Genomic DNA, 18632 nt, shown 5'->3' on the forward strand with positions numbered 1-18632 from the left:
CGCGCTCAGAACTGCCTGAACAGGGCCGCCGCCACAATCCCGGCCGCAATCGCCGGCAGCGGCTTCTTGAGCACCAGCATCACCACCGCGGTGGTGGCCAGTGCCGCGCGGGCGCCCAGGTCGCCCTGCGCGGCCAGCGGCGCCAGCACGGCCACCAGCACCGAACCCGACATGGCCGCGATGAACCGGCGCACGCGCGGGCCGATGGGCACCAGGGACATGACGAACACACCGCCCCAGCGGGTGGCCAGGGTCACCAGCGCCATCACGGCGACGATCAGCAGCGGGCCCCAGCCCGTGGATTCAACGCTCATCACTCTCTTCCTTCCACAGCAGACCCAGCAGGCCGCCGGCCAGCGTGCCCGTCACCACATGGCTGTTCTCCGGCAGCCAGCGCCAGGCCGCGAGCGAGGCACCGGCCGCCATCACCCAGATCAGCAGCATGCGCAGGTTCTTCTCGCCACCCACCACCATGGCGAGCAGGAAGCAGCCCATCACCATGTCCAGGCCCCAGCGCCGCGCGTCGGCGATCAGGCTGCCCACCTGCGTGCCCAGCACGGTGCCGACGATCCAGAACACCCACAGCGCCAGGCCACCGCCCAGCAGCAGCCCCAGGCCCGGCTGTCCGCGCCCCAGGGCCTGCATGGCGAGCGCCCAGTTGGAATCCGACGCCAGCGCCATCACGCCATAGCGCCGCGCGGGCGGCAGCTGACGCAGCCAGGGGTAGAGCGTGGCGCCCATCAGCAGGTGGCGCGCATTGATGGCGAACACGGTCAGCGCCAGGGGCAGCAACGGAACTTGTGGTCCCCACAGGTCCAGCACCGCGAACTGCGCCGCGCCGGCGAACACGGCCGAACTCATCAGCACCGCCCATGGGGTGTCCAGTCCTTGCTGCAGGGACGCGAGGCCGAAGGCCGCGCCAAACACCAGCACGAACAGGGCGATCGGCAGCATCTCGCGAAAGCCTGCCCACACCAGCCGGCGGGTGAGGGCACTTTGTGAGCGGAGGTCATCGGTTGTGGTCATGGGGCGAGACTGTGCCGGGTTTCATGAATCCCGAAAAGCGCAAAATTCACATCGTTTCCATTCGATAACCGCATGCAAGGACGCCGCCCATGACCCCGCAGGATCTGCAGATCGACTGGCTCAGATGCTTTGTGGCGGTGGTCGACGCCGGCTCGCTGTCGGCCGCGGCCGGCGAGGTGCACCGCTCGCAGTCGGCCGTGAGCATGCAGCTCAAGAAGCTGGAGGACGCGGCGGGCCGGCGCCTGCTGGAGCGCGGGCCGCGCAAGCTGCAGCTCACACCCGACGGCCAGACCCTGCTGGGCTACGCCCGGCGCATGCTCGACCTGCAGGCCGAGGCGCAGGCCGCGCTGCACGGCGACGAGCTGACCGGCCGCGTGCGCCTGGGCGTGCCCGACGACTACGCCGCGAAATACCTCACGCCGGTGCTCAAGCGCTTCGCGCCCAAGCACAGCGGGGTCGAGATCGAGCTGCACTGCGAGCAGTCGCCATCGCTGATCCCGCGCGTGGCGCGTGGCGAGCTGGACCTGGCGCTGGTCTCGCGCGACCACGCGCGGCGCGGCACCCTGCTGTTCCACGAGCCCATGGTCTGGGTCGGCTCGGCGCAGTTCGAGCTGTGGCGGCGCGACCCGCTGCCGATCGCGGTGTACGAGGAAGCCAGTCTGGCAAGGCGCGGTGCCATCCAGTCGCTGGCGCAGCAGGGGCGGCGCTACAAGGTGGTCTACAACAGCTCCAGCCTGGCGGGCCAGATCGCGGCGGTGGACAGCGGCCTGGCCGTGGCCGTGCTCACGCAGTGCAGCGCGCCGCCGCACCTCCAGGTGCTGGGCGCCGAGCAGGGCCTGGGCCCGCTGATCCCGATGGAGGTGGGCGTCTACCGCAGCCGCGAGTCGCGCGGCAACAAGGCGGTGGACAGCCTGCACGACCTGCTGGTGAAGACGCTGCGGCTGGCCGGGGCGCATTGAACGCCTGTGCCCGGTTTTGACGCATGTCAGGCGCCTTTGGCCAGGTTGCGCGAACATAGGGGGATGGCTGTCACCACTTCCGGGAAAAACTCCGTCTTCACCGCCCGAGCCCTGACCAAGACCTATGGCGAGGGCGACACGGCGGTGCACGCGCTGCGCGGCGTCGATCTGGACATCGTGCGCGGCGAGTTCGTGGTGCTGCTCGGTGCCTCGGGCAGCGGCAAGTCCACGCTGCTCAACATCCTGGGCGGGCTGGACACGGCCACCAGCGGCTCGGCCAGCTGGACGCACGAGGGCCAGGTGCACGAGCTCATCGGCGCGGGCGATGCCGAGCTGACGCGCTACCGGCGCGAGCATGTGGGCTTCGTGTTCCAGTTCTACAACCTCATCCCCAGCCTGACGGCCGAGGAGAACGTGGCCCTGGTGACCGACCTGGCCGAGGACCCGATGGACCCGGCCGAGGCGCTGGCCCTGGTGGGGCTGGCCGAGCGGCGCCACCACTTCGTCTCGCAGCTCTCCGGCGGCGAGCAGCAGCGGGTGGCCATTGCGCGGGCCATCGCCAAGCGCCCGGCCGTGCTGCTGTGCGACGAGCCCACCGGCGCGCTGGACTGCGCCACCGGCGTCATGGTGCTGCAGGCCATCGAGCGCGTGAACCGCGAGCTGGGCACGACCACGGTGGTCATCACCCACAACGCGCCGATCGCCGACATGGCCGACCGCGTGCTGCGCCTGGCCGACGGCCGCATCGTCGAAACCCATGTGAACCCGCACAAGGTGGCCGCGTCCACGCTGCGGTGGTGAGCGCTCCGAGATGAGCACGCTGCACACCAAACTCTGGCGCGACCTCAGGCGCCTGCGTGCGCAGGTGCTCACCATCGCGGTGGTGGTGGCCATCGGCGTGGCGGGCTTCGTCGGCATGTTCGCGGTGCACGACTCGCTCAAGACCTCGCGCGATGCCTTCTACGCGGACAACCGCCTGGCCGACCTGTTCGCCGGCATCAAGCGCGCGCCGGTGTCGCTGGGCGAACGCATCCGCGCCATCCCCGGCGTGGCCGAGGTCAAGCTCGCCGTGGTGTTCGACGCCCAGGTGGACCTGCCCGAAGTGGTGCAGCCGGTCACCGGCCGCTTCATCGGGCTGGACCTGTCGGCCGCGCAGGCCGGGCGCCAGGGGCTGAATGCGCTCAGCCTCAAGCAGGGGCGCTGGCCCGAGCGCGGGGCCCAGCTCGAAGCCCTGGTCAGCGACCGCTTCGCCGCCGCCCGCAGCCTCAAGCCCGGCGACGTGGTGCACGCCATCCTCAACGGCCGGCGCGAGCGCATCCACCTGGTGGGCACGGCCGCCACGCCCGAATACGTGTTCGCCTCGCAGGGCGGGGCGCCCGACGACACGGGATTTGGCATCTGGTGGATCGACGGCGCCCGCATGACCGAGCTGTTCGACATGCAGGGCGCGTTCAACCAGGCCTCGCTGCGGCTCGAAGCCGGCGTGCCCGAACGCGCCGTGCTCACGCCGCTGGACCGCCTGCTCGAACCCTACGGCAGCATCGGCGCCGTGGGGCGCGACCGGCAGCTCTCCACCAAGATCGTCAGCGACGAACTGGCGCAGCTCAAGGTCATGGGCACGGTGCTGCCGGCCATCTTCCTGGCCGTGGCCATGTTCATCCTCAACGTGGTGCTCAGCCGCCAGGTGGCCACGCAGCGCAGCCAGATCGCCGCGCTCAAGGCCCTGGGCTACGCCGACGGCGCTATCGCGTGGCACTACATCCAGCTCGCGCTGGTCATCGCCGGGCTGGGCGTCGTGGTGGGCCTGGGCCTGAGCCAGCTGATCGGCCGAGGCATGCTCAGCCTGTACGACGAGGTGTTCCGCTTCAACCGCTTGGCCTACGCCACCGACACCACACTGGTCCTGCTCTCGGCCGCCATCGCCGGGCTGGCCGCCGCCGCCGGCACCTGGACCGCCATCCACGCCGTGGTGCGGCTGCGGCCGGCGCAGGCCATGCTGCCGCCCGCGCCGCCGGCCTACACCGCCACGCTGGTCGAGCGCCTGGGCCTGGGGCGCTTCCTGTCCACCAGCGCGCGCATGGTGGTGCGCAACCTCGAACGCCGGCCGCTGCGCGCCGCCTTCACCGTCACCGGCATCGCGCTGGCCGTCGCGCTGCAGATCTCGGGCGCGTTCTGGCTGGACGCCATCGCCCACATCGTGGACGTGCAGTTCCGTCAGGTGCAGCAGGGCGACGTGCTGGTCAACTTCCACCGGCCGGTGCCCGTGACCGTGGTGCGCGACCTGCAGCGCCTGCCCGGCGTGCTCGACGCCGAGGTCTACCGCACCGAGCCGGTGAAGGTGACGCTGCGCGGGCGCAGCCACGACACCGCGGTGATGGCCCTGCGCGGCAACGCCAGGCTGATGCGCCTGGTGGACGAAGACCGCGGCGCGCTGGCCCTGCCGGCGCACGGCGTGGTGCTCTCGGGCCTGCTGGCGCGCGAGCTCGGCGCCCAGGTGGGCGACCGCATCACGCTGCAGTTCCGCCTGTGGAGCCGGCGCAGCGTGGAGGTGGAGGTGGTTGACATCGCGCGCACCATGTTCGGCCAGCTGCTCTACATGAACCTGGACACCCTCAACCGCCTGGCCGGCGATGGCGACGGCGTGGCCGACGCGGCGCTGCAGGTGGACCCGGCCGCCATGCCCGCCTTCTGGGCCGCGGTGAAGGCGGCGCCCGGCATCAACTCGGTGTTCGACAAGGCCAGCTCCATGGCCGAGTTCAACCACCGCACCGAACGCAACATGGGCGTGTTCAGCGGCATCCTCACGCTGTTTGCGGTGGCCATGGCGGTGGGCATCATCTACAACGCCGCGCGCATCTCGCTCTCGGAACGCGCGTGGGAACTGGCCAGCCTGCGCGTGCTGGGCATGACGCGGGCCGAAGTGTCGGTGCTGCTGCTGGCCGAGCTGGCGGCCGAGCTGCTGGTGGCGCTGCCGCTGGGGGCGCTGGCCGGCTGGGGCCTGGCCACGCTGATGATGCAGCTCATGGCCAGCGACGCGATTGATTTTCCGGTGGTCATCGAACCGTCCACCTACGCCTCGGCCGCCCTCATCGTGCTGGCCGCCGGTGTGGCCAGCGCGCTGCTGGTGCGCCGCCACATCGACCGCCTGGATCTGGTTTCTGTCTTGAAGGTACGCGAATGAACAAGTCGAACAACGGTGCGGCCAAAAAACGCCGCTGGCTCATCGGCGGACTGGCCGTGGTCGCCCTGGCCGCCATCCTCTGGGCCTCCTACCGCCCACGCCCGCTGGACGTGGAAACCGCCACCGTGGCCGAAGGCCGCTTCGAGCAGGTGATCGAGGAAGACGGCCAGCTGCGCCTGCAGCAGCGCTACCTGGTCGCTGCGCCCACCGCCTCGCAGCTGCAGCGGCCCACGCTCAAGGTGGGCGACGCGGTGAAAGCGGGCGACGTGGTGGCCGTGCTCGCGCCCAATGCGCCCGGCATGATCGACGCGCGCACCCGCAGCGTGCTGCAGCAGCGCGTGGGCAGCGCCGACGCCGCCGTGGCCGCCGCCCGTGCCAACGTGCAGCGCGCCCAGGCCGCACTGGCCCAGGCCACGCTCGAAGCTGAACGCTCTGCGCAGCTCGCCAAGGACAACTTCATCGCCCCGTCCGCCCGCGACCAGAGCCGCCTGGCGCGTGAGGCCGCGGCCCAGGCCCTGAAAGCCGCGCAGGCCGAACAGGCCGCCGCCGGCCACGCCGCCAGCGAAGCCCGTGCCGCGCTGGGCCGCGCCGAACCGTCCGGTGCCGCGCAAGGCAGCACTCCCGGTCTCTGGTCCCTCAAGAGCCCGGTCGACGGCCGCGTGCTCAAGCTGCACAAGGACAGCAGCGAACCGGTTCAGGCCGGCGCGCCGCTGCTGGAGATCGGCGACACCGGCGCCATGGAAGCCGTGATCGACGTGCTCTCCGGCGACGCGCCGCGCGTCGCCGCGGGCGCCGCCGTGCAACTGTCCACCGGCCGCAACCAGCCGCCGTTGGCCGGGCAGGTGGCGCGCGTGGACCCGGTCGCGTTCACCAAGACCTCGGCCCTGGGCATCGAGGAACAGCGCGTCAACGTGACCGTCGCGCTCAAGGCGCCGCCCCAAGAACTGCAGAAACTCGGCGACGGCTTCCGCGTCGACGCGCGCATCACCGTGTCCGCGCAAGACGGCGCGCTGCTCGTGCCCTCGGCCGCGCTGGTGCGCCAGGGGGAGGGCTGGCAGGTGTTCGTGGTGGAGGGTGGCAAGGCCCGCGCGAGGACCGTGACGTTCAGCGACCGCAACGCCGACAGCGCCTGGGTGAAGGACGGACTGAAGGCGGGGGAGAGGGTGATTCTTTATCCGGGGAGCGGGATGAGGGATGGGCAGCCGGTGAGGGGAAGATAGAAGTTGTTGAAACGTTTTCGAACTTAACGAAATTGACAAAGCTATCTAATTAACTGAAAATTGTCCGGTCACAGAAGCTTGAGACCTAACCATGTCCAGCCATTCCCTGCCAATCGATATCTCGCCTCACCTTGATGATCTCTACATCAGAGTAGCGCGGGCGCTTCGCAGCATCGAGCCAAGTGCCAAGGGGCAAGATCTTTTCGAAGATCTCTATCGAGCTCTCCTCCGTGCAAGTGATAGTGGCACTAGACGCGATTGCAGGCAGTGGATCTGTGAGGGCTTGCTCCCTTTTTTTGATCCAGCACCATGGAAGACGCAGTTGAACTCGCTGTCAGCTCTCGTCACGTCAATACGTATCGCGCTCCTCACGCAGTTGCTTGCTGGGCGACGAGTCGCTGGATTTAAAGCAGTAGCGCAGGCGATGCCTTTGCAGGGGTTTTTTGAGACCAGGGTCAACAAGCGCAACGCGCCATAACAGCGGGCATCAGTGAACGCACATGAACACTTTGACTTTTCCTCTCTCTGTTGCCCTTGAAGCCCCAACCCGCCGTACCGTATCCGCCGACCCCTACGCCAGCGGAGCGCAGACCGATGCGCTGCTGCGCTCGGGTGCGGCCTACCGGCGCGAGCGAATGCAGGCGGCCGACATGATCACCACCGAAGAAGCCGCTGAACTGGCGGGCACCTCACGCGTGACCATCAACGCGTGGATCAAGTCCGGTCGGTGCCTCGGTGTGTCGCATCTGCGGCGTGGCTTCAAGCTGCCGCGCTGGCAGTTCGAGCCGTTTGTGTTCCCGTACCTCCAACCCATGTCGAAGGCGTTGGGCACCACCGACGGCTGGCCACTGCTGGCCTTCCTGGAAAGCCCTCACCCTGCACTGGATGGCCAGACGCCCCGCGTGGCGCTGGAGCAGGGCGTGGATGCGAAACGGGTACTGGGTCTGGCAACAGCAGAGGGACATTGATGCCCCCTGCCGCCCATGAACCTCAAAGAACTCAAACCTCCTCTGATTGAACTGCCTGCCGGGCAGACGTTTTTCCGGGTCCAGGTGCTGCGTGCTCGGCCCGGTGCAGTCAAAACGAACGGGCTCTTGTTGCCACCAGCCGGCGTGTTGTCCGGAAGGTTCTGTTTGACTGATCAGGTCACTGCCTACTTGGCAGACAGCGCAGATACCGCACTGTTCGAAGCGCAGTTCCGCCGCGACACGAAGAGCCGAAGCTTGGGCGAGTTGCGCAAGCGAGCACTGCTTCAATTCACTACCGTGCGACCTCTTAGGCTGGTGGACCTGCGCCCGCTGGCGGAGCCCTACCCACTACTGTTGAGCTTGCGCATCGAACAGACTCAGGCGCTGGCGCGAGACTGCTTCAAGGCTGGCCATCAGGGATTGATCTACGCCTCGGCGCAGCACATGCAGCACGCGTGCGTCTGCTTGTTTCCGGACGGGATCGCGGCATTGAAGCGACAACAGCAGTGGCCCTTGGTGAAGCCAGGTACGCGGCAATTGCTGCATGCCGTGGTAGACGCGGCGCGTCGCTCGGGCGTGCCGCTGCTGGAAGAAGGCGCGAGTTGACGGCGGCGGTCTGGGTCACCCCCGCCAAGCCTTCTCAATCCCCGCGATATCAATCTTCGTCATCCCCATCATCGCGTCGAACGCCCGCTGGGCCGCGGCGCGGTCCGGGTCGTTGACGGCGGCCGTCAGCACGCGCGGGGTGATCTGCCACGACAGCCCCCACTTGTCCTTGCACCAGCCGCAGGCGCTTTCCTGGCCGCCGTTGCCGACGATGGCGTTCCACAGGCGGTCGGTCTCGGCCTGGTCGTCGGTGGCCACCTGGAACGAGAAGGCTTCGGTCTGCGGGAAGGCCGGGCCGCCGTTGAGCCCGAGGCAGGGGATGCCCATGACGGTGAATTCGACGGTCAGCACATCGCCCTGCTGGCCGGAGGGGTAGTCGCCGGGCGCGCGCATGACCGCGCCCACCGAGCTGTCGGGGAAGGTGGCGGCGTAGAAGCGCGCGGCTTCTTCGGCATGGCCGTTGAACCAGAGGCAGATGGTGTTCTTGGCGGGCATGGGCGTCTCCTGAAAACGGGGTGACCACGATAGCCGCAATGCGCGGCAGGCGTCGAGGGGCAGGCGGCCGGTGCCCCGGGCGTTTCTTTCGTGTCTTTCTGTAAGTCGTCTTGTGGCCGCTGAGGTGCCAGGAGTACGCTGCCCCTCCCCACGCGGTCGGTACGGGCCGGGGTGCCAGTTGTTCGACGGCGGCGGGATCCGAAGCATCAACAACACACACAGGAGACAGACATGGAGAAGACCGGTTTGAAGGGTCGGCGTCTGACCCGGGGGCGATGGGGCGCGGCGTTCGCGGCGACTTTGCTCGTGGCGGCCTGCGGCGGAGGCAGCGACTCGTCCGGCGACAGCGGGGGCGACCTCGCCACCGCGCGGATGCTGACGACAGAGGTGGCTGCAGCGGGAGGGGCGGCGGCCGCTGGATCGTCATCTCCCAGTTGCCTCAACCGGGTCAACAACACGTTCAACAAACTGCTGGAGTGCGTGACCCTGGCCGGTGTCCGGCGCCATCAGCAGGCCCTGCAGACCATCGCCGACGAGAACAACGGCATCCGCACCTCGGGCACGCCGGGTTACGACGCGTCGGTGGACTACGCGGCCCAGGTGCTGCGCGACGCGGGCTACCTTGTCACCGTCACCGACTTCCAGTTCCAGACCTTCATCACGCTCTCGCCCACGGTGCTGGAGCAGGTGTCGCCCGGCCCGGCCGGTCCGCTGGACAACACCATCATGGAGTACTCGGGCAGCGGTGACGTGACCGCCTCCGTGACGGCGCTGATGCCGCCGCCGGGCGACGGCACGCCGGGCTGCGAGGCGGCGGACTTCGCCGGTTTTCCCGCGGGCAACATCGCCCTCATCAGCCGGGGTGGCTGCCCCTTCGCCCTCAAAGCCACCAATGCCCTCGCGGCCGGCGCGAGCGGCGTGGTCATCTACAACAACACCACCGGCGACCTCAACGGCACGCTGGGCGAGGCCTTCACGGAGGACATCGGCGTGACCGGTATCACCCAGGCCCTGGGGCAGCAGCTGGCGGCGACGCCGGGGCTGGTGCTGCGCCTGAAGACCGACACCTTCCGCGGCGAGGCGACCACCAGCAACGTGATCGCGGAGTCGCGCTCGGGCGACCCGAACAACGTGGTGATGGTGGGCGCGCACCTGGACTCGGTGAACGAAGGCCCGGGCATCAACGACAACGGTTCGGGTGTGGCGGCCATCCTGGAGACCGCGGTGCAGATGGCCAAGGTCAAGCCGCGCAACAAGCTGCGCTTCGCCCTGTGGGGTGCGGAAGAGTCGGGGCTGGTGGGCTCCACGAACTATGTGGAAGGGCTGTCCCAGGCCGAGAAGGACCGCATCGCGCTGTACCTGAACTTCGACATGATCGGCTCGCCCAACCACGTCTTCTTCGTCTACGACGGCGACGATTCGGACGGCACGGGCGAAGGCCCCGGCCCGGGCGGGTCGGACCAGATCGAGAAGGCGTTCGAGTCGTTCTACATGCAGCGCGGCGTGCCGTTCAAGGGCACGGACTTTGACGGTCGTTCCGACTACCGGGCCTTCATCCAGAACCTGATCCCGGCCGGCGGCCTGTTCACCGGCGCCGAAGGCATCAAGACGGCGGAGGAAGCGGCGCTGTGGGGCGGCACGGCGGGCACGGCCTACGACCCGTGCTACCACCAGGCCTGCGACACCTTCGCCAACAACAGCGACACGGCGCTGGACATCAACGCCGACGCGGTGGCCTACACCACGCTGCTGTTCTCGATGAACACCTCGAGCGTGAACGACCAGCGCGGCAAGGGCAACTTCCGCATGCCGGCCCTCAAGCCGCTGCACCCGGAGCGCACGGGGAACTGAAGGCGCTTGACCGATTTACCCCCATGCCGGCCCCCGGGCGGGCGTGGGGGATCAGGCGGGGTCGAGCAGCCAGCGCAGGTCCTCTTCCAGCCGTTGCCACTCCACACCCGACGCCATGTGGCCGTAGGGGCTGTCCAGCTCGCGGTAGCGCAGCGGGCCGGGGACGGCACCGAGCAGGGTGCGGACCGCGGGATCGGGCGGGAAGATCGCGTCGGTGGTGCAGACCATGAACAGCAGGCGCGCGCGGATCTCGCCCACCCGCTCACGCACGTCGAAGCGCTCGGCCGCGGCGGCCAGGGTGACCATGCTGTTGGGGTCGAAACGCTCGGCCCACTGGCGGCAGGCCTTGTCCATGGCGGCCTGGCGTTGTGCGGGGTCGGGCATGCGGGCTTCGAACAGGGTCTCCAGTCCGTAGCTGCGCAGGGTCTGGCGGCGCAGCTCGGTCAGCATGTCCGTCATGCGCGCATCGCCGTAGTGCCAGCCGCCGTTCCAGGCCGGGTGGTCGGCAAAGCGCTGGCGCGTGGCCTCGGCGCTCAGGCCTTTGGGGTGGGTGAGGCCGGACACCAGCGATCCCACGGCGTCGACCATGTCCGGGAACGACAGCGCCCATTGCAGGGCCTGCCAGCCGCCGTAGGAGGGGCCCACGACTGCACGCAGGTGGCGCACGCCCAGCTGCTGCAGCAGGCGGTGCTGCACGGCCACGATGTCTTCCAGCGTGATGGCGGGAAAGTCCGGCCCCCAGGGCCGTCCGGTGGCCGGGTTGGTGGTGTTCGGGCCGGTGGTGCCGAACGAGGAACCCAGCATGTTGCTGCAGACGATGAAGAAGCGGTCGGTGTCCAGCGGCCGGCCGGGGCCGAGCAGCGGCGCCCACGAGCTCTCGGCCACATGGTGGCCGGGCACGAGCATCGAGGGGCCGCTGGTGTAGCCGTGGGTCACCAGCACGGCGTTGCGGCCGTCGGGTGCGAGCTGGCCGAAGGTGGCGTAGGCCACGTCCAGCGCGGGCAGCTCGGTGCCGCTGGACAGCCGGTGGGCGCCCAGTGAAAGGGTGTTCAGCATGTCAGTCGACCTTGATGCCGGCGGTCTTGATGACCTGGGTCCAGGTCTCGGTTTCGCGCTGGACGAATGGGGTGAATCTGTCCTTGCCGGCGGCGACCACGGTGGCGCCGGTGGCTTCGATGCGGGCTTTGAGCGGCCCGTTCAGCGCCTTGATGGCGGCGGCCTCGATGGCCGCGACCACCGGTGCGGGAATGCCCTGCGGACCCGAGATGCCGGCCCAGGCGGTGGCCTCGAAGCCGGGGTAGCCCGATTCCGCCACCGTGGGCACCAGGGGCAGCAGCGGGTTGCGCTGCGCGCTGCTGATGGCAAGCGGCACGACCTTGCCGGCCGCGCTGGGCGCGATGACCGCGTCCTGGTTGAGGAACATCAGCTGCACCTGGCCGGCCATGAGGTCGGTGAGGGCAGGTGCGCCACCGCGGTAGGGGATGTGCAGCATGGAGATGCCGGCGCGCTGTTTGAACATTTCCATGGCCAGGTGGCCCGAGGTGCCGTTGCCCGAGCTGGCGTAGCTCAGGCGGCCGGGGTGGGCCTTGGCGTGCTTCACCAGATCGGCCAGGGTCTTGAAGCCGGTGGAGGGGTGCACGATCAGCGCGTTCGCGCCGGCCAGTGCGAATGCGATGTGCACGAAGTCGCGGTTGATGTCGAACGGCAGCTTGGCCACCAGGCCCGGGCTGGTGGCGTTGCCGATCCAGGACAGCATCAGCGTGTGGCCGTCGGGTGCCGCGCGGGCCGTGGCCTCGGCGGCGATCACGCCGGCGCTGCCGGGCTTGTTCACCACCACCATGGGCTGGCCCAGCAGCTTGCCCATCTCGTCGGCGATCATGCGCGCCGCGTTGTCGGACGGCCCGCCGGCCGGCGCCGCGACGATGAACTGGATGGGGCGGTTGGGGAAGGTCGCCTGCGCGCGGACCGCGGTCGGCGCGAGCGCCTGCAGGCCGCCGAGACCGCCCAGGACCAGGGCCTGGCGACGGCTCAGCCGGTGGGTTGAATGCATGTCTGTCTCCTGTGGTTGTGACTGCATGGTCCGCGCAAAAGCCATCGGCAACAAGACAGAAATCAGGGCAAGACATTAGACTCTTCAATACCATGTCCGTCGCCTCCACCGTGCTGCTCAACCGCCTCCTGGCCCGGGGCAAGTTCCGCCATGCGCAGGTGCTGCTGCACCTGGCCGAGCTGGGCAGCGTGCAACGCGCGGCCGACGCCATGGGCATGACGCAATCGTCGGTGACGCAGTCGCTGGCCTACCTCGAACAGCTGCTGGAGTCGCAGCTGTTCCACCGCCACGCGCGCGGCGTGCGACCCACCGAGGTGTGCCAGGACCTGCTGCCGGTGGTGCGGCAGATCGTCTCGGGCCTGGGCGCGGGCGCCGAGGCGGTGGCCGCGCGCCAGCAGCAGGGGCAGGGCATGGTGCGGCTGGCGGCGTCCGGCGCCGCGATCAATGGCCTGCTGCTGCCGGCCCTGGCCGCGTTCGGCGAGCGGCACCCGCGCATCAGCGTGCAGCTGCGCGAGCTGGAGCGCGACGAACTGCTGCTGCTGGTCACGTCCGGGCAGGCCGATCTGGCGGTGTGCCGCCGGCCCACCGTGGTGCCCAGCGGCTGGCGCTTCGACCGCCTGGTGGACGACCACCTGGTGGTGGTGTGCGGGCCGGCGCATCCGCTGGCGGGCAAGCGGGTGCGGTCCTGGTCGCCGCTGTTCAAGGTCACCTGGCTGCTGCCGCCGGTGGACAGCATCGCGCGGGCGAGCTTCGACGAGGTGGTGCGGGGCGCGGGCGCGGCGCCCGCCACCCACCCGGTGGTGACGCGATCACTGTCGGCGCTGGTCTGGCTGCTGCGGCAGCGGCCGCTGCTGGCCCTGCTGCCCTACCGCTCGGTGCGCGCCTGGCTGGACGACGGGTTGTTGGCCACGGTGCCGCTGGACACCGGGGCGGTGCTGGAGCCCATCGGCGTGCTGCGGCCGGAGCAGGGCGCGCGCGCCGCGCAGGACCGGCTGGCGGAATTCCTGCTGGCCCAGTCCGGGGATGGGGTGGCGGTCAGGGCCTGATCACTGCACGATTTCGTCCGCCGGCCCGCGGTGGGCGTCGGGTTTGGCCGTGGCGGCGCTGCCGGCGGCGGCGCTCATCACCAGCCCGATGGCCAGCCACTGCAGGCCGCTCAGGTGCTCGTCGAGCACCAGCACGCCCATCAGTGCGGCCACGGCCGGCTCCATGCTGGCCATGACGCCGAAGGCGGCCGGCGTGAGACGCTTGAGCGCCACCATCTCCAGCGAGATCGGGATGGCGCTGGAGATGGCCGCCACGCCCAGGCCGAACAGCAGGATGCCGGGCTGGAGCAGCGCGCTGCCGGCGTGCCAGACGCCGAAGGGCACGACGGTGATGGCGGCCATGGTCAGGCCCAGCGCTACCGAATGGCCGGCGTGCAGATGGCCGACCTTTTTGCCGAACAGGATGTAGGCGGCCCAGAACACGGCGGCGCCCAGGCCGAACATCACGCCCACGGGGTCGAGGCTGGCCACGTCGTGGCCCAGCGGCAGCAGCAGGCCCAGGCCCACGATGGCGAAGGCGATCCAGAGGTAGTCGATGGCCCGGCGTGAGGTGAAGAAGGCCACGGCCAGCGGGCCGCTGAACTCGATGGCCACCGCCACGCCAAACGGAATCGTCTGGATCGACTGGTAGAACATCAGGTTCATGCAGCCCAGTGCCATGCCGTATCGCACCAGGCTTTTCGCGTCGGCGCGCGTGGTGGTCCAGCGCCAGGGGCGCCAGATCAGCAGCAGGATCAAAGCGGAGAAGCCCACGCGCAGCGCGGTGGTGCCCAGCGCGCCAACCTGCGGGAACAGTTGTTTGCCAAACGAGGTGCCGATGCCCAGTGCCACGACCGAGCCGAGCACGGCCAGCAGGGGCACGACCTGTGCCCAACGGTTCGAACTCACGTTGCGATCAGACCAGGGGAATGGTGAAGCGCTCGATCACCGGCTTCGTGTCCGGCCGCACACCGCGCCACCACTCGAAGGCCTCGGCCGCCTGCTCGACCAGCATGCCGACGCCGTCGGCCAGCTGGGTCACGCCGGCCGCCTGCGCCTGCTTCAGGAAGGGGGTGAGGCCCTTGCCGTAGACCAGGTCGTAGGCGAGGGCGCCGGGCGCGAACACGCCCGCGGGCAGCGGCAGTTCGTCCTTGGAGAGACCGGTGGAGGTGGCATTGAGGACGACGTCGAAGGTCTCGCCCGCGAGTTCGTCGTAGCCGCCGGTTTGCAGGGCCGTGTGGGCTGCGAAGTCCGCCTTGAGGCCGTGGGCCCTGGCGGCGGTGCGGTTGGCGATCGCGATCACGGCGGGCTTCTGCGCCGCGATCGGCAGGATGGCGCCGCGCGTGGCACCGCCCGCGCCGCAGATCAGCACCCGCTTCCCCGCCAGCGACACACCCAGGTTGCGCTGGATGTCGTTGACCAGGCCGAGGCCGTCGAAGTTCTGCGCCCAGATGCGGCCGCCCTCGAACTTGAGCGCGTTGACGGCGCCGGCCAGGCGGGCCGACTCCATCGGGTCGGTGGCGATCTCGAAGGCCTGCAACTTGAAGGGGATGGTGACGTTCATGCCCCGGCCACCCGCGGCGATGAAGGCCTCGACCGTGGCCTTGAAGCCGTCGAGCGGGCCTTCGATGGCGGTGTATTCGATGTCCTGGCCGGTGGCCTGCGCGAAGGCGCCGTGGATCAGGGGGGACTTGCTGTGGCCAATGGGGTTGCCGATGACGGCGTAGCGGTCGGTCATGGTGCGGGGCGCGGGAGGAAACAGGGGCTTTGGAAAGGCAGCCTGCGATTGTCGCGCATGGGGGCTACCATGCCCCGATGACCAAGACCCTCAAGATCGATTTCGTCTCCGATGTGTCCTGCCCCTGGTGTGCGATCGGCCTGGCCGGCCTGGAGCGTGCGCTGGAGCGGGTGCAGCCGGACATCGCGGCCGAGCTGCACTTCCAGCCCTTCGAACTCAACCCGCAGATGGGCCCCGAAGGCGAGGACGTGGGCGAGCACCTGACCAGGAAGTACGGCAGCACGCCCGAGCAGCAGGCGCAGATCCGCGAGACCATCCGCCAGCGTGGCGCGGAAGCCGGTTTCAGCTTCAACAAGGACGGTCGCGGCCGCATCTGGAACACCTTCGACGCGCACCGCCTGCTGACCTGGGCCGAGGCGGAAGGTGAACCGGGCCAGCAGCTGGCCCTCAAGCGCGCGCTGATGGAGGCGCACCACGGCCGCGCCGAAAGCCCGGCCGACCCGGCGGTGCTGCTGGCGGCGGTGCAGCAGGCCGGGCTGGACGTGGACCGCGCGCAGCGGGTGCTGACCAGCGACGAGTTCGCCGACGAGGTGCGCGAGCGCGAGCAGTTCTACACCGGCCACGGCATCCACTCGGTGCCGGCGGTGATCGTCAACGACCGGCACCTGATCTCGGGCGGGCAACCGGCCGAGGCCTACGAACAGGCACTGCGGCAGATCGCCCAGGAGGCCTGATCAGCCGGTCTGCGCCGAGCGGTGGGTCCGGGCCTGCTCGGTGATGGCCGACCGGACCTCGGGCGCAAGCCGGTCCAGGTTCTTCATCTGCATGGCCATGCGCGGGTTCTGCCGCAGCATCGGCTCGTGCCGCATCAGGAAGTCCCAGTACAGCGTGGTGAAGGGGCAGGCCTTGGGCCCGGTGCTTTGCGCGGGGTCGTAGCGGCAGCCGCTGCAGTGGTTGCTCATGCGCTGGATGTACCTGCCCGTGGCCACATAGGGCTTGCTGCCCAGCAGGCCGCCGTCGCCGTACTGGCTCATGCCCAGGGTGTTGGGCAGCTCCACCCACTCCACCGCGTCCACATGGACGCTCAGGTACCACGCATGGACGGCCTGCGGCCGCACGCCCAGCAGCAGCGCGTAGAGCCCCGTGACCATGAGGCGCTGGATGTGGTGGGCGTAGCCGTGCGCCAGGGTCTGCGTGATCGCTTCGCGCAGGCAGGCCATCTCGGTCTCGCCGGTCCAGTACCAGGCGGGCAGCGGCGCCTGCGCCTCCAGCGCGTTGCGTTCCAGGTAGCCGGGCATCTGCGTCCAGTAGATGCCGCGCACGTACTCGCGCCAGCCCAGTATCTGGCGGACGAAGCCTTCCACCGCGGCCAGCGGTGCGTGGCCGTTGCGGTACGCCGCTTCGGCCGCGGCCACAACCTCGCGCGGGTTCAGCAGTTTGAGGTTGAGCGCGGCGCTCAGCTGCGAATGCCAGAGCCAGACCTCGCCGACCCACATCGCGTCTTCAAACTGTCCGAACAGCGGCAGGCGCTGCTCTATGAAGTTGTCCAGCGCGCGCAGGGCGTCGGCGCGGGTGACGGGCCAGGCAAAGCTGTCCAGTGATCCCGGGTGGTCGGCGAAGCGCAGGTTGACCAGTTCGATCACCTCGCGCGTGATCGCATCGGGCTCAACAAAGAACGGCGCCGGCACATTCTGCGGGCCGGTCTTGCCGAAGCTCTCCCGGTTGTCGGCGTCGAAGTTCCACTGGCCGCCCGCCGGCTGTTTGCCGTCCATCAGCACGCCGTGTTTCTGCCGCAGCGCGCGGTACCAGTATTCGAGGCGCAGCTGCTGGCGGCCCTTGGCGTGCGCGGCGAACTCGCGCACGGTGGAAAAGAAGTGCGTGTCGTCGCGGAGCTGAAGCGGCAGGCCGGCCTGCAAAGCCACGCCGCGCAGCGCCTGCAGCACGCGCCAGTCGCCGGGGGCGGTGAGGATCAATGCTTGCGGCTGCAGGTCGGTGATGGCCCGTTGCAGTTCACCCGCCAGCGTGCCGCTGTTGTCCGCATCCTGAAGCTGGGTGTAGCGCAGCGGCAGGCCGCGCTCGCGCAGCCCGGCCGCGAAGTGCCGCATGGCGCTCAGGAAGATCGCGGTGCGCGGTTTGGCCGACCAGACGTGGGTGGACTCTTGCACCACCTCGGCCATCCACACCAGGTCTTGCGCGGGGTCGAAACCGTCGAAGGCGGTGCTGCCGTGCTCCAGCTGGTCGCCCAGCACGATGACCAGGTGGCGAATGGGCGCAGCGGGCATCTCAGGCATTCGGCGGCGCAGTGTTCTTGCGCGCCCGGCAGGCGTCGGAACAGTACTTCACCGCGTCCCAGTTCTTCGCCCAGGCCTTGCGCCAGCTCATGGGCCGGCCGCAGACCACGCAGGGTTTGCTGGGCAGGTGGGCCTTGTTGCCTTTGAAGTCGTTTCGCACCCGGCGGTTCTACCGCAGCCAACCTACTCCGCGCCGTGCGCGGGCTTTTGTGCCTTCAGGGCTGGGCGTCCAGAAACCGGCGAACCTCACGCATCGCCGCCTCAGGCTGGTCGTTGAACAGGGCGTGACCGGCATCGGGCAGGTTCACCAGCCGGGCGTTCCGGAAATGCCGCATGTGGCGCCGCTGCTGCGCCTCGCCCATGCGCGGGCTGCAGCCGCCGGTCATGAACAGCACCGGTCCGGCGAAGGCCTCGGCGCCCCGGTGGAAGCTCAGGCGGGCGGCGAAGGCGGGGTCGTCGCCCATGCGGCCGATCATGGCGTCGTAGACCGCACTGCCCGCGCGCCAGCCTTCCAGCGCCGGGACGCGGCCGTCGCAGGTGGCGCCGGCCTGGAACAGGGTCATCATCTGCCCGATCAGCCAGTCGCGCCGGGCATGCGGGTCGCCGCCGCTGTCGACCCGCCATTGCGAGAGCCAGGCCCGGGCCATGCCACCCACCACCGCCCAGCCGGGCCAGCCGCCGCCCATGGCGGCCTCCATCGTGTCCTTGTCCAGGAAACCCGGCTCGGCCAGCACCAAACGGCGCACCTTGTCGGGGTGGCGACCGGTGTAGGCCGAGGCCAGCATCGCGCCCCAGGAATGGCCCAGCAGGTCGATGGGACGGCCGGGGCTGACCTGGCGCACGATGGCATCGAGGTCGTCCAGGTAGCCCTCGACGCTGATGCTTTCGGACGGCACGCGCGGCGACAGGCCGCTGCCGCGCTGGTCGTAGAACACCACGCGACGCACGTCGGACAACGCCTGCAGGCCCAGCAGGTAGCGGTAGTCGCCGCCCGGTCCGCCGTGCAGCACGATGAGCACCGGCTTGCCGGTGTCGCCAAACGACTCGGCGTGGAAGCGGTAACCGTTGGCGGTGAGCGAGGGCAGGGCCGGGTCCTGGTCGGTGGTGGCCGGCACGGTGGGCGCGGCGGCGCGGGCGGCCAGGGCCAGGAGCACCAGGCTGACAAACGTGGCGAGGGATCGGAGCATGGTGGTGGGCGGTTGGACGGGATGCCAGAATCGTC

19 protein-coding genes are annotated in these 18632 nt (G+C 69.5%); 9 read left to right on the plus strand and 10 right to left on the minus strand.

What is annotated here, in order from left to right; genetic code table 11:
• Positions 1 to 5 precede the first annotated feature (5 nt).
• Positions 6 to 314: an AzlD family protein gene (locus HPS01S_RS15880; RefSeq protein ID WP_066158218.1), complete on the minus strand. Its 309-nt coding sequence runs from the start codon at positions 312 to 314 to the stop codon at positions 6 to 8.
• On the minus strand, positions 304 to 1026 hold the full coding sequence (locus HPS01S_RS15885; RefSeq protein ID WP_066158220.1) for an AzlC family ABC transporter permease: 723 nt from the start codon (positions 1024 to 1026) through the stop codon (positions 304 to 306). Before HPS01S_RS15885 ends, HPS01S_RS15880 begins: the two co-directional genes overlap by 11 nt.
• Positions 1027 to 1115: 89 nt before the next feature.
• On the opposite strand from HPS01S_RS15885, the gene HPS01S_RS15890 reads away from it, so the two are divergent.
• The 6 genes from HPS01S_RS15890 to HPS01S_RS15915 all read left to right on the plus strand — a co-directional run bounded on the left by HPS01S_RS15890 (position 1116) and on the right by HPS01S_RS15915 (position 7960).
• Positions 1116 to 1985 (plus strand): LysR family transcriptional regulator, encoded by an 870-nt coding sequence (locus HPS01S_RS15890; protein ID WP_066158222.1) that lies wholly within the window; start codon positions 1116 to 1118, stop codon positions 1983 to 1985.
• 63 nt (positions 1986 to 2048) lie between these two features.
• Entirely contained in the window at positions 2049 to 2786 is a 738-nt protein-coding gene (locus tag HPS01S_RS15895; RefSeq protein ID WP_066158223.1) for an ABC transporter ATP-binding protein, read from the plus strand.
• Between the two features lie 10 nt (positions 2787 to 2796).
• A complete protein-coding gene (locus HPS01S_RS15900; protein WP_066158224.1) occupies positions 2797 to 5166 on the plus strand; it encodes an ABC transporter permease in 2370 nt (789 codons plus the stop codon).
• A complete protein-coding gene (locus HPS01S_RS15905; protein ID WP_066158226.1) occupies positions 5163 to 6386 on the plus strand; it encodes an efflux RND transporter periplasmic adaptor subunit in 1224 nt (407 codons plus the stop codon). Before HPS01S_RS15900 ends, HPS01S_RS15905 begins: the two co-directional genes overlap by 4 nt.
• Positions 6387 to 6886: 500 nt before the next feature.
• The gene (locus HPS01S_RS15910; RefSeq protein ID WP_066158228.1) at positions 6887 to 7354 is read left to right on the plus strand and encodes a helix-turn-helix domain-containing protein; all 468 of its coding nucleotides are present in this window, start codon (positions 6887 to 6889) and stop codon (positions 7352 to 7354) included.
• Positions 7355 to 7369: 15 nt separating this feature from the next.
• Positions 7370 to 7960, plus strand: a complete 591-nt coding sequence (locus HPS01S_RS15915) for an RES family NAD+ phosphorylase (RefSeq protein ID WP_066158230.1) — start codon at positions 7370 to 7372, stop codon at positions 7958 to 7960.
• A gap of 15 nt (positions 7961 to 7975) precedes the next feature.
• Here the strand turns inward: HPS01S_RS15915 and HPS01S_RS15920 are convergent, their stop codons facing one another.
• Entirely contained in the window at positions 7976 to 8455 is a 480-nt protein-coding gene (locus HPS01S_RS15920) for a VOC family protein (protein WP_066158232.1), read from the minus strand.
• 231 nt (positions 8456 to 8686) lie between these two features.
• Here HPS01S_RS15920 and HPS01S_RS15925 point away from each other — a divergent pair, with 231 nt between their 5' ends.
• Entirely contained in the window at positions 8687 to 10306 is a 1620-nt protein-coding gene (locus tag HPS01S_RS15925; protein ID WP_218016601.1) for a M28 family metallopeptidase, read from the plus strand.
• 51 nt (positions 10307 to 10357) lie between these two features.
• On the opposite strand, the gene HPS01S_RS15930 is transcribed toward HPS01S_RS15925, so the two are convergent.
• Positions 10358 to 11362, minus strand: coding sequence for an alpha/beta fold hydrolase (locus HPS01S_RS15930; RefSeq protein ID WP_066158234.1), 1005 nt, complete (start codon positions 11360 to 11362; stop codon positions 10358 to 10360).
• Position 11363: 1 nt separating this feature from the next.
• Positions 11364 to 12356, minus strand: coding sequence for a Bug family tripartite tricarboxylate transporter substrate binding protein (locus HPS01S_RS15935; protein WP_066158236.1), 993 nt, complete (start codon positions 12354 to 12356; stop codon positions 11364 to 11366).
• A gap of 92 nt (positions 12357 to 12448) precedes the next feature.
• Between HPS01S_RS15935 and HPS01S_RS15940 the strand changes: the two genes are divergently transcribed.
• On the plus strand, positions 12449 to 13402 hold the full coding sequence (locus HPS01S_RS15940) for a LysR family transcriptional regulator (RefSeq protein ID WP_066158237.1): 954 nt from the start codon (positions 12449 to 12451) through the stop codon (positions 13400 to 13402).
• Here the strand turns inward: HPS01S_RS15940 and HPS01S_RS15945 are convergent, their stop codons facing one another.
• On the minus strand, positions 13403 to 14290 hold the full coding sequence (locus HPS01S_RS15945; RefSeq protein ID WP_066158239.1) for an EamA family transporter: 888 nt from the start codon (positions 14288 to 14290) through the stop codon (positions 13403 to 13405). It lies immediately after the preceding gene.
• 7 nt (positions 14291 to 14297) lie between these two features.
• A complete protein-coding gene (gene aroE, locus HPS01S_RS15950; protein ID WP_066158241.1) occupies positions 14298 to 15119 on the minus strand; it encodes a shikimate dehydrogenase in 822 nt (273 codons plus the stop codon).
• A gap of 77 nt (positions 15120 to 15196) precedes the next feature.
• Between aroE and HPS01S_RS15955 the strand changes: the two genes are divergently transcribed.
• Positions 15197 to 15853, plus strand: coding sequence for a DsbA family oxidoreductase (locus tag HPS01S_RS15955; RefSeq protein WP_066158243.1), 657 nt, complete (start codon positions 15197 to 15199; stop codon positions 15851 to 15853).
• On the opposite strand, the gene HPS01S_RS15960 is transcribed toward HPS01S_RS15955, so the two are convergent.
• Genes HPS01S_RS15960 through HPS01S_RS15965 form a run of 3 tightly spaced genes read right to left on the minus strand, consistent with a single transcriptional unit; the run spans position 15854 to position 18597 of the window.
• Entirely contained in the window at positions 15854 to 17401 is a 1548-nt protein-coding gene (locus tag HPS01S_RS15960; protein ID WP_084397435.1) for a cryptochrome/photolyase family protein, read from the minus strand. It abuts the gene before it with no gap.
• Between the two features lies 1 nt (position 17402).
• The gene (locus HPS01S_RS21615) at positions 17403 to 17570 is read right to left on the minus strand and encodes a DUF2256 domain-containing protein (RefSeq protein WP_084397437.1); all 168 of its coding nucleotides are present in this window, start codon (positions 17568 to 17570) and stop codon (positions 17403 to 17405) included.
• Positions 17571 to 17625: 55 nt separating this feature from the next.
• Positions 17626 to 18597 carry an alpha/beta fold hydrolase gene (locus HPS01S_RS15965; protein WP_066158246.1) on the minus strand — a complete coding sequence of 324 codons (972 nt, stop codon included), beginning with the start codon at positions 18595 to 18597 and terminating at the stop codon, positions 17626 to 17628.
• Positions 18598 to 18632 lie beyond the last annotated feature (35 nt).

This window comes from Hydrogenophaga pseudoflava NBRC 102511 (genome assembly GCF_001592285.1).
In the GTDB taxonomy this organism is placed as follows: Bacteria; Pseudomonadota; Gammaproteobacteria; order Burkholderiales; family Burkholderiaceae_C; genus Hydrogenophaga; species Hydrogenophaga pseudoflava.

Bases quoted from the DNA above. Each gene is read 5' to 3' on its own strand.
- HPS01S_RS15880 (WP_066158218.1), bottom strand. From the start codon at position 314: ATGAGCGTTGAATCCACGGGCTGGGGCCCGCTGCTGATCGTCGCCGTG.
- HPS01S_RS15885 (WP_066158220.1), bottom strand. From the start codon at position 1,026: ATGACCACAACCGATGACCTCCGCTCACAAAGTGCCCTCACCCGCCGG.
- HPS01S_RS15890 (WP_066158222.1), top strand. From the start codon at position 1,116: ATGACCCCGCAGGATCTGCAGATCGACTGGCTCAGATGCTTTGTGGCG.
- HPS01S_RS15895 (WP_066158223.1), top strand. From the start codon at position 2,049: ATGGCTGTCACCACTTCCGGGAAAAACTCCGTCTTCACCGCCCGAGCC.
- HPS01S_RS15900 (WP_066158224.1), top strand. From the start codon at position 2,797: ATGAGCACGCTGCACACCAAACTCTGGCGCGACCTCAGGCGCCTGCGT.
- HPS01S_RS15905 (WP_066158226.1), top strand. From the start codon at position 5,163: ATGAACAAGTCGAACAACGGTGCGGCCAAAAAACGCCGCTGGCTCATC.
- HPS01S_RS15910 (WP_066158228.1), top strand. From the start codon at position 6,887: ATGAACACTTTGACTTTTCCTCTCTCTGTTGCCCTTGAAGCCCCAACC.
- HPS01S_RS15915 (WP_066158230.1), top strand. From the start codon at position 7,370: ATGAACCTCAAAGAACTCAAACCTCCTCTGATTGAACTGCCTGCCGGG.
- HPS01S_RS15920 (WP_066158232.1), bottom strand. From the start codon at position 8,455: ATGCCCGCCAAGAACACCATCTGCCTCTGGTTCAACGGCCATGCCGAA.
- HPS01S_RS15925 (WP_218016601.1), top strand. From the start codon at position 8,687: ATGGAGAAGACCGGTTTGAAGGGTCGGCGTCTGACCCGGGGGCGATGG.
- HPS01S_RS15930 (WP_066158234.1), bottom strand. From the start codon at position 11,362: ATGCTGAACACCCTTTCACTGGGCGCCCACCGGCTGTCCAGCGGCACC.
- HPS01S_RS15935 (WP_066158236.1), bottom strand. From the start codon at position 12,356: ATGCATTCAACCCACCGGCTGAGCCGTCGCCAGGCCCTGGTCCTGGGC.
- HPS01S_RS15940 (WP_066158237.1), top strand. From the start codon at position 12,449: ATGTCCGTCGCCTCCACCGTGCTGCTCAACCGCCTCCTGGCCCGGGGC.
- aroE (WP_066158241.1), bottom strand. From the start codon at position 15,119: ATGACCGACCGCTACGCCGTCATCGGCAACCCCATTGGCCACAGCAAG.
- HPS01S_RS15955 (WP_066158243.1), top strand. From the start codon at position 15,197: ATGACCAAGACCCTCAAGATCGATTTCGTCTCCGATGTGTCCTGCCCC.
- HPS01S_RS15960 (WP_084397435.1), bottom strand. From the start codon at position 17,401: ATGCCCGCTGCGCCCATTCGCCACCTGGTCATCGTGCTGGGCGACCAG.
- HPS01S_RS15965 (WP_066158246.1), bottom strand. From the start codon at position 18,597: ATGCTCCGATCCCTCGCCACGTTTGTCAGCCTGGTGCTCCTGGCCCTG.